Raw genomic sequence first — 14578 nt, 5'->3', positions numbered from 1 at the left:
CAAGACTCGGAGTGCCGGGCCTGTCGTCACCCTTTAGCTTCCCGTCATGTCCGCAAGGGTTTCACGGAAGGAAGCAGACGTCGTGTCCACGCAGAGGGTGACGGCGGGAAGGTCACGCCCGCCCGGCTCGGTCCGAGCCGTGAAGCAGGTCCCAGCGCGGGTGGCCGACGTCGACTGGGCACGCGTCTCCGAGGAACTGGACGCGCGAGGCTGCGCGACGTTGGAGCGGCTCGTCACGCCGGCCGAGTGTGACGCCCTGGCGGCGCTGTATCCGGATGACGCCGTGTTCCGCAGCCGCGTGGTGATGGCGCGGCACGGCTTCGGAAGAGGTGAGTACAAGTACTTCGAGTACCCGCTGCCGGACGTGGTCGCCGGGCTGCGCGAGGCGCTGTACCCCTGGCTCGCGCCGATTGCGAACCGCTGGAACGCGGCCATGGGCATCGAGGTGCGGTACCCGGAGTCGCATGCGGCGTACCTCGAACGCTGCCACGCGGCGGGGCAGGTGCGGCCGACGCCGCTGCTGTTGCGGTACGAGGCGGACGACTACAACTGCCTGCACCAGGACCTCTATGGGGAGCACGTCTTCCCGCTCCAGGTGGCGATTCTGCTGTCAGAGCCCGGGCGGGACTTCACGGGAGGCGAGTTCATCCTCACCGAGCAGCGTCCGCGCATGCAGTCACGGGCGGAGGTCGTCCCGCTGCGCCAGGGAGACGCGGTGGTATTCGCCGTCCATCACCGCCCGGTGCAGGGCACGCGAGGCGTGTACCGCGTCAACCTCCGGCACGGCGTCAGCCGCATCCGCTCGGGACAGCGCCATACGGTGGGCGTCATCTTCCATGATGCGGCTTGAGGCGCGCGAATGACGATGGACTTGTTCGACGGCCTGGGTGGCACGGGGCCTCGCGAGGAATCGCTGGGCCCCGGTGCCATGGTGCTTCGGGGCTTCGCGCTGGCCCACGACGCGGAGTTGCTGCGCGAGGTCCATGGCGTCGCGCTCGCTTCACCCTTCCGCCACATGGAGACGCCGGGGGGCTTCCGCATGTCGGTGGCGATGACGAGCTGCGGTTCGTGGGGGTGGGTGACGGACCGGACGGGGTATCGCTACGACGCGGTGGACCCGGTGCAGGGGCGGCCCTGGCCGGAGATGCCGGCGGTCTTCCTGCGGCTGGCGCGGCTCGCCGCCTCGAAGGCCGGCTTCGACGGGTTCATCCCTGATGCGTGCCTGGTGAATCGCTACGAGCCCGGGGCGAGGATGTCGCTACACCAGGACAAGGACGAGCGTGACTTCACCGCGCCCATCGTCTCCGTTTCACTGGGGCTCCCGGCGGTCTTCCTCTTCGGTGGCGCGGAGCGCGCGGACAGGCCGGCGCGAGTGCGGTTGAGCCATGGCGACGTGGTCGTCTGGGGCGGGCCAGCCCGTCTGCGCTACCACGGCGTCGCGCCGCTCAAGCCGGGCCACCATCCGCAGGTGGGTGGGCATCGCATCAACCTCACGTTCCGGCAGGCGCGTTGATGTCTGGAGCAGGGCTGCGGCCTCCCTGTGCTTCAGCCTCGCGATGTGGACCTGGCCGGTTGGAAATGGTGGGCGGCGGTGAACGCCGTCGAATGGGGCCATGCTCCGTCCTGGTGAGGACCTGTTGCAGGCGGAAGCGCGGCCGTGGCTCTTGTCCGCGCCGACCGGGCAAGGCGTCTACGACTTCGCCTTCGACCGCTTCTTCTCATGCCGCCGTCCGTACGTGCTGCCTGAGTCCGTGGAGGTGGTGGCCAGGAGAGCGGCTGCGCGGGGATTTCTCCGTTCGCGCTCTGGCGGGCCAGCCTGGATGTCGAGCGCCGAGCCGGATCGGCTTGGCGCGCATCAGTCCCCGTTGGGGTCCCACTCGGAGATGTCGTACTTGGGCTCTGGCGGCAGCGCCGGCTTGCTGGACTTGCTGGGCTCCGGCTTCTTCACCACCGGAGACGGCGCGTCGGACACGTCTTCGTCGAGCAGCGGGTCCTTCTTCGCCGGGCTCGCGGAGACCGCGGGCGGAGCGGGCTTCACCGGCTCGGGCGCGGCTGGCGCGGGCGCGGGCTCGGGCGCCGCCATCACCGTGGGCTCGTCATCGAGAGAGTCCAGGTCGCCCAGGGACGTCGGGTCGGCGGGGGCCGAGGCGGGAGTAGGGGACGGAGGTGGGTCCGATTCACTCGCCCGGTACACGCCCGTCCGCGTGGCCTCCACCGCGACACCGGAGGACGGCGGCGGCGGAGATACCGGCTCCGGCGCGCGGCGCGAAGGCTCCGCAGCGGCGGAGGACTCCGACGCGCGGTAGCCGTCCCGCCGGCCCGAGGGCTTCTCATCCCCGAACGGGTCCTCCTCGCGGCTGCTGCGTCTGCGCGTGGGCTGCGCGTCACCGTCGCCGAACGGGTCCTCCTCGCGGGTCAGCCGCTTTCCGTTCCGCCGCTTCGGCGGATCCGCCACCACCCCGGGGGGCAGCCCCTTCAGCGACGAGTGCCGGTCCGCACACAGACCCACGCCCTCCTGGCATTCGGCCAGACAGTGGGTGAGCTGCTTGATGGTGCGCCCGCTGCCCCCGTACTGGATGGAGCAGTCCTCCTTGCAGGTCGCGTAGTCCTCCTGGCAGCCAGAAGGGACGGCGGCCGCGGCGGGGCCGGCGGCGAGGGTCAGGCCAAGAATCAGAAGGGCTCGCATGGCGATTACGAAAACTACCAGTCTTCTGGGGTTCCGGCGCCAGGGGGGCGCGTTATGGTCCCCTGGCGCGATGGTCGCGCCACGAGGAGGCACATGGCTGTCAGGGTGGGCATCATCGGGAGCCCCGGGTTGGCCCAGGCACTGGGCATCCCCGGCAAGGGCGAGTCCCACATCTTGGAGACGCCCTTCGGTCCCCACGCGGGCCCCATCGTCACCACCGAACTCGACGGCGTCTCCGTCTCCTTCGTCGCCCGCCACGGCACCGGCCACGTCTACAACGCCACCCGCGCCCCCTACCGCGCCAACATGTACGCGCTGAAGGTCCTGGGCGTCACCCACGTCCTCGCCACCGGCACCGTGGGCAGCCTGCGCGAGCACATCCATCCGCTCCAACTCGCCCTGCCGGACCAGGTCATCGACCGCACCTACCGCCGTCCCTGCACCTTCTACGACGACGTCGCCGTCCACGTGGACCTGGGCAACCCCTTCTGCGGCACCCTGCGCCAGGTGCTCGAGCACGCCAGGGACCCGCTGGGGCCGACCGTGCACACCGAGGCCACCTACGTCTGCATCGAAGGCCCGTCCCTCAGCACTCGCGCGGAGAGCATGCTCTACCGCACGTGGGGAGGAGACCTGGTGGGCATGACGGGCATGCCCGAGGCCCGGCTCGCCCGCGAGGCGGAGCTCCACTACGCCATGGTGGCGCTGCCCACGGACTACGACTCGTGGCAGCCGCGCGCGCCAGGGCAGGAGCATGACGATCTGCTGGCGCAGGTCTCCCACAACCGGAAGGCCGTCACCGCCAGCGGCGCCGCGCTCATCCGCCGCGCGCTGCCTCGCATCGGCGAAGCCCGCGCCACCTGCCGCTGCGACACCGCGCTGGCCCTGGCCATCGGCACCGAGCGCAGCCGCATCCCCGACGAGGTGCGCGGCCGCCTCCGTCCACTGCTGGGCAGATACCTCCCGCCCAACGTCGCCTGACGACACCGCACCAGGTCATCCGGCCGGGCCACACGCCGTGCGCTCGCCTGGCCGCCTGCTGCCAAAGCGCGCTTCCGTTTTCACCTTCTGAGCCCCGGTACGACCCGGAGCGAGGAGGCGAGCATGCGGTTGCCCAGACTCAAGCACCTGTCCTGGCGCGAGTTCAGCCGACGCTTCGTGAGGGAGTTCCAGGAGGACAGCGTCACCGACATCGCGGCGCAGCTGTCGTACTACCTGCTGTTCTCGCTGTTCCCCTTCCTCTTCTTCCTCGTCACGCTGGTGGCGTACCTGCCGTTTGCCCCGGGCGCGGTGGACGCGATGTTGGACCGCATCCGTCCGCTGGTGCCGGGAGACGCGCTGGGCCTCATCACCGGCCACCTGCAGTCCCTGGTCAACCAGCCCCAGCCCAAGCTGCTGACGGCCGGTCTGGTCATCACGCTGTGGTCCGCGTCGCGCGGCGTGAATGCGCTGCGCACCGCGCTCAACCTGGCCTACGACGTCTCTGAATCCCGGCCCCTCTGGAAGACGCAGGGCCTGGCGATGCTGGTGACGCTGATGGGCTCGCTGCTCATCCCGCTGTCCTTCGCCGCGTTCCTGCTCGGCGGGCGGCTGGGGCTGTGGCTGGCGGGCAAGCTGCAACTCGTGGACGCCTTCCACCTCGTGTGGTCCTGGCTGCGCTGGCCCTTCACCGCGTCACTGGTGATGCTGGTGCTGGCGCTCTGCTACTACCTGCTGCCCGACGTGAAGCAGCGCTTCAAGTACATCACCCCCGGCTCCGTCCTGGGCACGGGCTTGTGGCTGACGAGCACCTGGGGCTTCACGCAGTACGTGGAGCACTTCGGCAAGTACAACGTCACCTATGGCTCCATTGGTGGCGTGATGGTGCTGCTGCTGTGGCTCTACCTCTCCGGGCTCATCTTCATCGTCGGAGGCGAAATCAACGCCATCCTCGAGCACGCCTCGGTGGAGGGGAAGTCGAAGGGCGCCCGCGGCTTCGGGGAGCCCGCGCCGCTGGAGCCGCCCCTGAAGACGCCCGGCGCGGCCAAGAGCGCCAGCAGCGCCATGCGGTCGAAGCTGGCGCGCTTCCGGTGGCGGCGCCGCGTGGCCCGGGGGCAGGAGCCCGAGCCCACCGTGGAGGAGCAGGACCCTCGCTCCTCCACCTTGCACTGACGGCCGGGGACTACTTGCCGCCCAGGGCCTGCTTGATGGCGGGAAGCCCGCCCGGGCCGTTGTTGCTGCCCCGCAGGTTCTTCTGCGAGATGATCTTCTGGATGTTCGCGATGCGGTCCCTGTTGGTGGGGTGCGTGCTCAGCCACTTCATCAGCGCGGGCGTGTCGCCCTGCTCCTTCTGGAGCTTCTCGAAGAAGGTGATGAGGCCCCGCGGGTCATAGCCCGCGCCGGAGGCGTAGCGGGCGCCGTACTCGTCGGCTTCAATCTCCTCGCCGCGGCCGTGCGCCAGCAGCGTGCCGCCGCTCACCAGCGACGCGGCGATCTGCGCGACGGTGCCCGGGTTCTGCCCCAGCGCCGCCTGGGTGATGGCCTGCAGGCCCATCTGGTTGACCATGGCGCGCGCGGAGTGGCGGCCCACGACGTGGCCCGCCTCGTGCGCCATGACGCCGGCCAGCTCCGCCTCCGTGTCCGCGGCCAGGATGAGGCCGGTGTAGACGTACAGGTAGCCGCCGGGCGTGGCGAAGGCGTTGACCATCTTCGGGTCGTCGATGACGTTGATCTTCCACTTCACCCCGGGCCGGTCCTTGGAGGCCTGGTTCAGGATGCTGGCGGAGATGCCGCGCACGTAGTCGACGACGGCCGCGTTCTGCACGTATTTGATCTTCTCCTTCGTCTCCAGCTCCGCCTTGACCTGCTTGCCGAGCTGCTCCTCCTGCTCGTCGGAGATGAGGGTGCGGGCCACGGCCTTCTCGGCGGAGATGCGCTGCTTGGCGCAGCCCGTCGACAGGCCCAATGCCAGGGTGACTCCCAGTACCGCCACGAGGATGCGCTGCATGACGAGTGCTACCTTTCTTTCCAGAGGTCTACGCCGCGTCGCTCCGCGGGAGGCGCGACGCTGGCCCACATCGGCACCTGCCTTCAAGGGCCACGTGGTGCAAGCATCCAGGCATCCGGCTTTCGCGCCGCCACCACACCCGTGTTCACTGCCCGGCAGGTAGGCGGTGCGTGGGGACGCCCGCCGGTGTATGTGCCCCGCAGGATGCCAGAGCTACCCGAAGTCGAAATCGCGCGGCGCAACCTGGTGCGCTGGTTCAGCGACCGGCGCCTCGTGCACGCCGAGTCGGAGAACACCCGCATCTTCCGAGGCGCCGAGCGCCATCAGTTCGACTCGCTGACGGGCCGGTTGGAGTCGCTGGTCCGCCGGGGCAAGTACCTGCTCTTCGCCTTCGAGGGCGGCAAGGGGCTGATGGGGCACCTGGGGATGACGGGCAAGTTCGTCCGCCGCACCGAGGGGCAGGTGGCGCCCTACAGTCGCGCCCGGTTCCATCTGGACGACGGCCATGTCATCCACTTTTCCGATCCACGAATGTTCGGCCGCCTGGAGCCGGTGCCCGCCGCGCGTCTGCGGGAGCTGGACGCGGTGCGAATCCTGGGGAGGGATCCGCTGGCGGATGGCCTCACCGCGGGGCAGCTCCAGCAGGCCGTGGGCTCGTCCCGGAAGGAGCTGAAGGTGGCGCTGATGGACCAGGAGCGCATCTCCGGCCTGGGCAACATCCACGCGGCCGAGGCGCTCTTCCGCGCGGGCCTCCACCCCTCGCGCCAGCCCGGCTCCCTGACGCCGGACGAGTGGAAACGCCTGGTCCAGGCCATCCGCGCCACCATCGACTTCGGCCTCAAGGAGCAGGAGGGGGAGGAGCCGGTGTACCTGGAGGAGGGGCGCTCGGAGAATCCATTCCAGGTGTACGGCCGCGCGGGGAGCCCATGCTCCCAGTGTGGTACCCAGGTCGAGTCCTTCACCCAGGGAGGCCGTACCACCCACTTCTGCCCCCGGTGCCAGCCGGGGGACGGACGCCGAAGTGAGGCGGGGGGGCCGGCCGTTGACGGCGCGAAGGCCCGCCCTGGTAAGCGTTGACACCCCTTGGTCCCGTCGCTTGAATCGCCCGCCTTTCAGACCCGGCCGCCCCAGGTGGCCCTGGAGATCGTTGCCCATGTCTCACGCCCTGCTGGCGGCGCTACTCGTCGCTTCGTCCACGGCCACCGCTCAGACGCCGGTGCCGGAGGGTAGCCCGCCCGCGCCCGCGGAAGCCGCACCCGCTGCTCCCGCCGCCCCCGCGGAGTCTGTTCCCGCGGAGACCGCGCCTGTGTCCTCCACTCGCGAGGGCGTCAGCCGTGACGACCTGGAAGCGCTGAAGGAGGAGCTGCGCGAGGAGATTCGCGCCGAGGCCGCCAAGCAGTCCATTGGCGCCACGGACGAGTGGGCCGAGGAGTTCCCGGAGGAGAAGCGCAAGCTCGAGGTCTTCACGCTCGACGGCTACTTCCGCGTCCGCCCCACGCTCTTCTACAAGTTCGACCTGGGCAAGGCGCCTGGCCGGGAGCTCTTCCCGCGCTCGCCTCGCAGCGCGCAGGAGAACACCCAGTCCTTCGCCACCATGCGCGTGCGCCTGGCGCCCACCTTCAACATCTCCGAGCAGGTGGCGTTGAAGATGGAGGTCCTCGGCCTGGACAACTTCATCATGGGCGCCATGCCGGACACGCTGCTGCCCGGCAACACGCGCAACCTCTTCGGCATCTTCTCCGAGAGCCAGGACCCGCTGGCGGACGCGCTCCAGGACTCCATCAAGCTGCGCCGCGCCTACGGTGAGGTGAAGACGCCGGTGGGCATCCTGCGCTTCGGCCGCATGGGCAGCCAGTGGGGCCTGGGCATGCTGCGCAACGACGGCACCTGCTTCGACTGCGACTTCGGCGACACCGTGGACCGCGTCCAGTTCGTCACCAACCCCTTCGAGGGCTGGTACGTGACGCCGATGCTGGACTTCAACTCGGAGGGCGTCACCGACACGCGCGGCACCGTGGGCGAGCCCATCGACCTGACCCAGTCCGATGACGCGCACAGCTGGGTGATTGCCATCGCGCGCCGGGACACCGACCAGGTCATCCGCTCCAAGCTGGACAACAACCAGGGCGTGCTCCAGTACGGCCTGCACTTCACCTACCGCACCCAGAAGTGGGAGTACGACGGCTCCACCACGAACGGCCAGAACACCGGCTTCATCCCGCGCGACGCGTCGCTGTTCGTGCCGGACCTGTGGCTGAAGTACGAGGAGAAGAACTGGCGGCTGGAGTTCGAGGCCGCCGCCCAACTGGGCCGCATCGGCAACCGCGCGCTGGACGTGGGCGGCATCAACGACCCCACGCTCAACCAGAGCCTCACCGTGGCCCAGTTCGGCGGCGTTGCGCAGGGCGAGCTGCGGCTGCTGGACCAGAAGCTGTCGCTGAACCTGGAGCTGGGCTTCGCCTCCGGCGACAAGGCGCCGGGCTTCGGCAACCAGCCGGGCCGTCCGGGCTCGGGCCCCAATGGTCGGACGGTGGAAGGGGACTTCGAGGGCCCGCAGTACGCCTGCGACGTGGGTGGCTGCAGGGACAACGCCATCCGCAACTTCCGCTTCAACCGCGACTACCGCGTCGACCTCATCCTGTGGCGCGAGCTGCTGGTCGGGGTGACGGACGCGTTCTATGTCCGCCCGTCGGCGAAGTACACCATCACCGAGGGCTTCGACATCTACGGCCGCGTCATCTACTCGCAGGCCATGTACGCGCAGTCCACGCCGTCCTTCACGAACAAGGCGCTGGGCCTGGAGGTCAACGTGGGCGCGGACTACAAGACGGAGGACGGGTTCGTCGCCGGCGTCGCCTACGGCATCCTGTTCCCGATGAGCGGCCTGCAGGAGTTCAACGAGGCGCTGCGCAGCGACCTGGACACGCCGCAGACCATCCGCGCGTGGCTGGGGATGCAGTTCTAGCCATGCGCCAGGTCCTCGCGCGGCTGTGCGTGGCCGCCAGCGTGTCACTGACGCTGGCGGCGTGTGGCATCAAGGGGCCGCCTCGGCCGCCCGGGCCGCCGCCAGCGCCCGCGACGCAGACGCAGCCGCCGCCCCCTGCGTCGGAGCGAGGGCCCCTGGAGCCGTCGGGGCCCAACCTGTCTCCCACGCCGGAGACCGGCGTGGAGACACCGCTGTCACCGCCGGAGTCCGAGGACGCGGGAGCCCCGTGAATCACTTCGCCTACCGCAAGGGCGTACTCTACGCGGAGGAGGTGCCGCTGGCGGCCATCGCCGAGTCCGTGGGCACGCCCACCTACGTGTACTCCACCGCCACGCTCACCCGGCACATCCGGGTGGTGACGGAGGCCTTCGGAGACCGGCCGCACCTCATCTGCTACTCGGTGAAGGCCAACTCGAACCTGGCCATCCTCCGGCTCATCGCCGAGCGGGGCGGCGGGTTCGACATCGTCTCCGGAGGCGAACTGGCCCGGGTGCGGCATGTGGGCGGCGACGCCGGGAAGACAGTGTTCGCTGGCGTGGGCAAGACGCAGGAGGAGATGGAGACGGCGCTGGCCGCGGGCATCCTCCTCTTCAACGTGGAGAGCGCCGAGGAGTTGGAGGCGCTGGACGCCGTGGGACGCCGCCTGGGGCGCCGCGCGCCATTCGCCCTTCGGGTGAATCCGGACGTGGATGCGCGCACGCACCGTTACATCTCCACCGGTTTGAAGACGTCGAAGTTCGGCGTGCCGTTCGAGGAGGCGGTGGCCCTCTACGCGCGCGCGAAGAAGATGAAGGGCCTGCTGGCCGCCGGGCTGGACTGCCACATCGGCTCGCAGCTCACCCAGACGGCGCCCATTCGCGCGGCCTTGTCCAAGGTGGCGGGCCTGTACTCCGCGCTCAAGGAAAAGGGCCATCCGCTGGCGTACCTGGACGTGGGCGGCGGGCTGGGCATCACCTATTCGGACGAGACGCCGCCGTCTCCGGAGGAGTACGCCCGCACCGTGCTGGCCGCGGCGGGTGCCACCGGGGCCACGCTCATCCTGGAGCCGGGCCGGGCGCTGGTGGGCAACGCGGGCGTGTTGCTCACGCGCGTGCTGTACCGGAAGAAGACGCCAGCGCGGCACTTCGTGGTGGTGGACGCGGGCATGAATGACTTGCTGCGCCCCGCGCTCTACGAGGCGCACCACGGCCTTCAGCCCCTGGTGAAGCGGCGGGGCAAGGCGGTGGAGGTAGACGTGGTGGGGCCGGTGTGTGAATCCACCGACGTGCTGGCGAAGGCGCGGCCCCTGGTGCTTCCGCAAGCAGGCGAGTTGTTCGCTTTCATGAGCGCGGGCGCGTACGGCATGAGTATGTCGTCCACTTATAACTCCCGGCCACGCCCGGCCGAGGTGCTGGTGGACGGCGAGGCGTGGCGCGTGGTCCGGGAGCGGGAGCGCGTCGAGGATCTCTGGCGCGGCGAGCGGGCCTGAACGTATAAGCGCCGGCATGAAGACCTTCGAAGGCTCCATGACGGCGCTGGCCACTCCGTTCCGCAACGGAGCGCTCGATGAGCCCGCTTACCGGGCGCTGGTCCGCCAGCAGATTGAAGGGGGCACCAGCGTGCTGGTCCCCATGGGGACCACCGGCGAGGCCGTGACGATGACGGCCGACGAGCGGGCCCGCGCGGTGAAGGTGGTGGTGGAGGAGGCGAAGGGCCGCGTGACGGTGGTGGGCGGCGCCGGCTCCAACAGCACCGCGGAGACCATCGAAGGCGTGCGCCGCGTGCGCGACGCGGGCGCGGACGGCACGCTCATCGTCACGCCCTACTACAACAAGCCCACGCAGGCGGGCTTGCTGGAGCACTACCGCGCGGTGGCCAAGGCGCACCCGGGCTTCCCCATCATCGCCTACAACGTGCCGGGCCGGACGGGCGTGGACCTGCTGCCCGACACCGTGCTGCGGCTGTGTGACATCCCCGAGGTGGTGGCGCTCAAGGAGGCCACCGGCAGCATGCCTCGGGCCATCGACATCCTGGAGAAGTGCGGCGACCGGATGACGCTCTTGTCCGGTGACGACTTCACCGTGCTGCCCTTCATCGCCTGCGGCGGCAAGGGCGTCATCTCCGTGTCGTCCAACGTGGCGCCGCGGATGATGGCGGACCTGGTGGCGGCGGCGCGCGCGGGGAATATCGCGGTGGCGCGCGACCTCCAGGTGCGGATGAACGAGCTGCACCGCCTGCTCTTCATCGAGTCCAACCCCACGCCCGTGAAGTGGGGATTGCACGTGATGGGATTGTTCGGGCCCGAAATGCGGTTGCCCCTGGTGCAGATGACCGAGCCCAACGCCGCGAAGCTTCGCGACACCCTGCGCCAACTGGGCCTGCTCACGGGCTGAGCTTTCCCTCATCCCGCCGTTACCTGGAGCGCGGCAGACATGATTCGCACCGTCATCACCGGCATCACCGGCCGCATGGGGAGCACGTTGCTTCGCCTGGCGCTCGACTCGGGAGACCTGCGGGTGGTGGGCGGCACGGCGCGGCCGGGCAGTGCCTCGGTGGGCCAGGACGCCGGGGTGGCGGCGCGGCTGGGCCCGGTGGACGTGACGGTGGTGGACAGCCTGGAGCGAGCGCTGGACGCCGCGCGGGCGGACGTCGTCATCGACTTCACCAGCGCGGAGCTGAGCGTGGCGCACGCGAAGGTGTGTGCCGCGCGCGGCGTGGCCCTGGTGGTGGGCTCCACCGGCTTCACGCCGGAGGCGTCCGCGGCGCTGGCGGAGAGCGCGAAGGCGGTGCCCATCGTCGCCGCGCCGAACATGTCGGTGGGCGTCAACCTGGTCATCCGCATGGCGGCGGAGCTGGCGCGGGTGCTGGGGCCGGGCTTCGACGTGGAGGTGCTGGAGGCGCACCACCGCATGAAGAAGGACGCGCCCAGCGGCACCGCGCTGCGGCTGGCGGACGTACTGGCGGAGGCCCTGGGGCGCACCCAGGAGGACCTCACCTTCGCCAGGCATGGGCAGATTGGCGCGCGGCCCGCGCGCGAGATTGGTGTGCAGACGCTGCGGGGCGGCGACGTGGTGGGCGAGCACACCGTGTACTTCCTGGGCGAGGGCGAGCGCATCGAGCTCACGCACCGCGCCACCAACCGAGACCAGTTCGCTGCTGGCGCGCTGAGGGCCGCGCGCTGGGTGGTGGGGCGCGCGCCGGGTCTCCATGACATGGCCGACGTGCTCGGCTTCCAGAGGACTTCATGACGACCGCGCGCTACTGCCGCTTCCTGCATGAGGGCCGTGCGCACCACGGCCGGGTGGAAGGCTCCGAGGTGGTGGTCCTCACCGCCGCGCCCTGGGCCGGCGCGAAGGAGACGGGCATCCACCGTTCGCTGTCCTCGCTGACGCTGCTGGTGCCGTCGGACGCGTCCAAGGTCGTGTGTATCGGTCAGAACTACCGCAAGCACGCGGAGGAGATGGGCAAGCCGGTGCCGCCCGAGCCGCTCATCTTCACCAAGCCCTCCACGGCGCTCAATGGCACGGGCTCGCCCATCCGCATCCCCAAGGCGAGCCAGGAAGTCCACTACGAGGCGGAGCTGGCGCTCGTCATCGGCGAGAAGTTGAAGAACGCCAACGAGTCCACCGCCGCGCGCGCCATCTGGGGCCTCACGTGCTTCAACGACGTGACGGCGCGCGACGTCCAGCGCCGCGAGATTCAGCACACCCGCGCCAAGGGCTACGACACCTTCGCGTGCGCGGGGCCGTGGGCGGTGACGGGCCTGTCTCCCGACGACCTCCGCATCGTGTGCCGGGTGAACGGGCAGGTGCGCCAGGACAGCCGCACGTCCGACATGATTTTCAGTCCCGCGCGCCTGGTGTCGTTCATCTCCCACATCATGACGCTGCTGCCCGGGGACATCGTCAGCACCGGGACGCCGTCGGGTGTGGGGAAGCTGTCGGCCGGGGACACGGTGGAGGTGGAGCTGGAGGGAATCGGAACCCTGGTGAACCCTGTTGAGATGGAGCCGTGAGCGACACCGTCTACGTCGGGTTGGGTTCCAACGAGGGGGAGCGCGAGAATCATCTCGTCGCCGCCCTGTCCGCGCTGTCCCGCATCGACGCGGTGGCGGTGCTCCACTGCTCCTCCCTTTTCGACAGCGCCCCCGTGGGGCCGCCGCAGCCGCGCTTCCTCAACGCGGTGGTGGCCCTGGAGTGTGGCCTGCCGCCGCAGCGGCTGCTCTGCATCCTTCAGCAGATTGAGAAGGACCTGGGCCGCACCCGGGAGGTGCGCTGGGGCCCGCGCACCATCGACCTGGACATCCTCTTCTGGGAGGGACAGGTGGTGGCCGACCCCACGCTCCAGGTGCCCCACCTGGAGCTGCACAAGCGCCGCTTCGCCCTGGAGCCGCTCGTTGAACTGGCGCCCCACCTGCGTCATCCGGTACTGGGGATGTCGGTGAAGGAGCTCCTCGGGAAACTCGCCCCGCAGGATGTCCGCAGGAGCGAGGCCACGTGGTGGCCGGAAGCGAGCTACTCGAGCAACGACACATGAACCTGTCCCTTGCCCTGGCCACCGCGGCGCTGCTGACCGCCCAGCCCTCGACGCTGCCTCCCGGCCACCCGGTCATCCCTCCGGGGACCACGGCCTCTCCCGCCACCTCTGGCCTGCCGGAGGGCCACCCGCCGGCGGAGGGCGCGGCTCCCAGCATCAGCCCGGAGCAACTGCCCCCGGGCCACCCGCCCATGTCGGGCACGGGCCGGGCGCCGCCGTCCGCGGAGGAGCTGCTGCGCCAGCTCGACTCCACGGAGGGGCTGGCGGACCGTGAGAAGACCTTCGAAATCGCCGCGTCGCTGGGCCGCCTGTACTACGTGAACGGCCGCAACGCGGAGGCCAGCACCTACCTTCAGCAGGCCCTGGCGCGCGCCCAGCCCACGCGGGAGCTGTTCCTGGCGCAGCGCAAGAAGCTGGGCAAGGCCGCGGTGCCCACCGCGGAGGCGGCGGGCTGCGGCTTCACCCCGAACATGCCGGTGGAGGACATGGGCGCCGCCGCGCAGGCTCGCGCGAAGAAGGGTGACACCGCGGGCGCGGCGGCCTGTGCGCGCGCGGCGCTGGCGCCGGTGCTGGACGTGGCGGTGATGCAGGCCAACACGCTCTACCTGTCCAACGACAGCGGCAAGGCGCTGGTGGCCTACGACGCCGTGCTGGAGGTGGAGCCCCTGCACGAGGAGGCCCTCTACGCGCGCGCGGCGCTGCTCTTCGAGACGAAGGGCGATGACGTGGCGGCGCTGAAGAAGGCGGGCGAGGGCTTCGAGGCGGTCGCGACCACGTACCCGGATTCGTTCCGCGCGCCCATGGCGAAGCGGATGGTGGCGCTGGTGGAGGAGACGGTGAAGGCGGGGGGCCGCAAGCAGCTGCTCGCCTCGCGCGCGGAGGACCGCCGCATCCGCCTGTCGCAGGCGCCCGCCGCCGCCGCGCCGGATGCGCCGCGGCCGCTGTCGCAGGAGATGGTGGACGCGGTGAAGAGCACCGAGCGCACGCCGGAGCTGGAGCAGGGCCTGGCGAAGCTGGTGGACGAGGGCGAGGAGCTCCTGGCGAAGGGCCAGTACCAGGAAGCGCTCGCCAACTACACGCGAGTGGTGCCCTTCCAGCCGGAGAACGGGCGCGCGAAGGCGGGCATGGCCTGGGCCCTGGTGTCCCTGGAGCGTCCCATGGCGGTGCGCGTGTGGGGCGTGGCCGTGCAGACCGACCCGCTCTCCGTGGAGAAGCTGGGCGACACGCTTAAGGCCAAGGGCGACGACAAGGGCGCGAAGGCGCTCTGGGAGAAGCTCGCCACCGACGCGCCGGACTACCCCAACAAGGCCAGCCTGCAGGCGAAGCTGGGCAAGTAGCGCCCACGCGCTAGAAGTGCTTCGCGGCCGGCGGGTCCTGCAGGTTCAGCAGGACCCCGCGGCGGCAC

At 70.3% G+C, this 14578-nt stretch carries 15 protein-coding genes; 13 read left to right on the top strand and 2 right to left on the bottom strand.

Annotated features, from left to right (window positions below):
• Window positions 1-46 precede the first annotated feature (46 nt).
• Both HNV26_RS06135 and alkB read left to right on the top strand, forming a co-directional pair.
• Window positions 47-850 carry a 2OG-Fe(II) oxygenase gene (locus HNV26_RS06135; protein WP_216611847.1) on the top strand — a complete coding sequence of 268 codons (804 nt, stop codon included), beginning with the start codon at window positions 47-49 and terminating at the stop codon, window positions 848-850.
• A gap of 9 nt (window positions 851-859) precedes the next feature.
• A complete protein-coding gene (alkB, locus tag HNV26_RS06130; protein WP_171440953.1) occupies window positions 860-1513 on the top strand; it encodes a DNA oxidative demethylase AlkB in 654 nt (217 codons plus the stop codon).
• A gap of 342 nt (window positions 1514-1855) precedes the next feature.
• Here the strand turns inward: alkB and HNV26_RS06125 are convergent, their stop codons facing one another.
• The gene (locus HNV26_RS06125) at window positions 1856-2686 is read right to left on the bottom strand and encodes a hypothetical protein (RefSeq protein WP_171440952.1); all 831 of its coding nucleotides are present in this window, start codon (window positions 2684-2686) and stop codon (window positions 1856-1858) included.
• 93 nt (window positions 2687-2779) lie between these two features.
• Between HNV26_RS06125 and HNV26_RS06120 the strand changes: the two genes are divergently transcribed.
• Both HNV26_RS06120 and HNV26_RS06115 read left to right on the top strand, forming a co-directional pair.
• Window positions 2780-3667 (top strand): MTAP family purine nucleoside phosphorylase, encoded by an 888-nt coding sequence (locus HNV26_RS06120; protein WP_171440951.1) that lies wholly within the window; start codon window positions 2780-2782, stop codon window positions 3665-3667.
• Between the two features lie 123 nt (window positions 3668-3790).
• Window positions 3791-4837: a YihY/virulence factor BrkB family protein gene (locus HNV26_RS06115; RefSeq protein ID WP_090492317.1), complete on the top strand. Its 1047-nt coding sequence runs from the start codon at window positions 3791-3793 to the stop codon at window positions 4835-4837.
• A gap of 10 nt (window positions 4838-4847) precedes the next feature.
• On the opposite strand, the gene HNV26_RS06110 is transcribed toward HNV26_RS06115, so the two are convergent.
• Window positions 4848-5672 (bottom strand): M48 family metallopeptidase, encoded by an 825-nt coding sequence (locus HNV26_RS06110; protein WP_171440950.1) that lies wholly within the window; start codon window positions 5670-5672, stop codon window positions 4848-4850.
• Window positions 5673-5876: 204 nt separating this feature from the next.
• On the opposite strand from HNV26_RS06110, the gene mutM reads away from it, so the two are divergent.
• The 9 genes from mutM (at window position 5877) to HNV26_RS06065 (ending at window position 14510) form a co-directional block, all read left to right on the top strand.
• A complete protein-coding gene (mutM, locus tag HNV26_RS06105) occupies window positions 5877-6749 on the top strand; it encodes a bifunctional DNA-formamidopyrimidine glycosylase/DNA-(apurinic or apyrimidinic site) lyase (protein WP_171440949.1) in 873 nt (290 codons plus the stop codon).
• A gap of 76 nt (window positions 6750-6825) precedes the next feature.
• Window positions 6826-8637: a TIGR04551 family protein gene (locus tag HNV26_RS06100; protein WP_171440948.1), complete on the top strand. Its 1812-nt coding sequence runs from the start codon at window positions 6826-6828 to the stop codon at window positions 8635-8637.
• A gap of 2 nt (window positions 8638-8639) precedes the next feature.
• Window positions 8640-8888 (top strand): LPS translocon maturation chaperone LptM, encoded by a 249-nt coding sequence (gene lptM / locus HNV26_RS06095; RefSeq protein ID WP_171440947.1) that lies wholly within the window; start codon window positions 8640-8642, stop codon window positions 8886-8888.
• On the top strand, window positions 8885-10126 hold the full coding sequence (gene lysA / locus HNV26_RS06090) for a diaminopimelate decarboxylase (RefSeq protein ID WP_171440946.1): 1242 nt from the start codon (window positions 8885-8887) through the stop codon (window positions 10124-10126). Before lptM ends, lysA begins: the two co-directional genes overlap by 4 nt.
• A gap of 16 nt (window positions 10127-10142) precedes the next feature.
• Complete coding sequence (dapA, locus tag HNV26_RS06085; RefSeq protein WP_171440945.1) at window positions 10143-11030, top strand: 4-hydroxy-tetrahydrodipicolinate synthase; 888 nt, start codon at window positions 10143-10145, stop codon at window positions 11028-11030.
• A gap of 39 nt (window positions 11031-11069) precedes the next feature.
• Window positions 11070-11885 (top strand): 4-hydroxy-tetrahydrodipicolinate reductase, encoded by an 816-nt coding sequence (gene dapB / locus HNV26_RS06080; protein WP_171440944.1) that lies wholly within the window; start codon window positions 11070-11072, stop codon window positions 11883-11885.
• Window positions 11882-12652, top strand: coding sequence for a fumarylacetoacetate hydrolase family protein (locus HNV26_RS06075; protein WP_090492332.1), 771 nt, complete (start codon window positions 11882-11884; stop codon window positions 12650-12652). The genes dapB and HNV26_RS06075 overlap by 4 nt, the downstream gene beginning before the upstream one ends.
• Window positions 12649-13173, top strand: coding sequence for a 2-amino-4-hydroxy-6-hydroxymethyldihydropteridine diphosphokinase (gene folK / locus HNV26_RS06070; RefSeq protein WP_011555876.1), 525 nt, complete (start codon window positions 12649-12651; stop codon window positions 13171-13173). Before HNV26_RS06075 ends, folK begins: the two co-directional genes overlap by 4 nt.
• Entirely contained in the window at window positions 13170-14510 is a 1341-nt protein-coding gene (locus HNV26_RS06065; protein ID WP_171440943.1) for a tetratricopeptide repeat protein, read from the top strand. The genes folK and HNV26_RS06065 overlap by 4 nt, the downstream gene beginning before the upstream one ends.
• The last annotated feature ends 68 nt before the right edge of the window (window positions 14511-14578 follow it).

The organism is Myxococcus xanthus, from assembly GCF_013116825.1.
Classification (GTDB): domain Bacteria; phylum Myxococcota; class Myxococcia; order Myxococcales; family Myxococcaceae; genus Myxococcus; species Myxococcus xanthus_B.
Note: the sequence above shows the minus strand (reverse complement) of the source record. Positions and strands in the feature narration are given on the sequence as shown.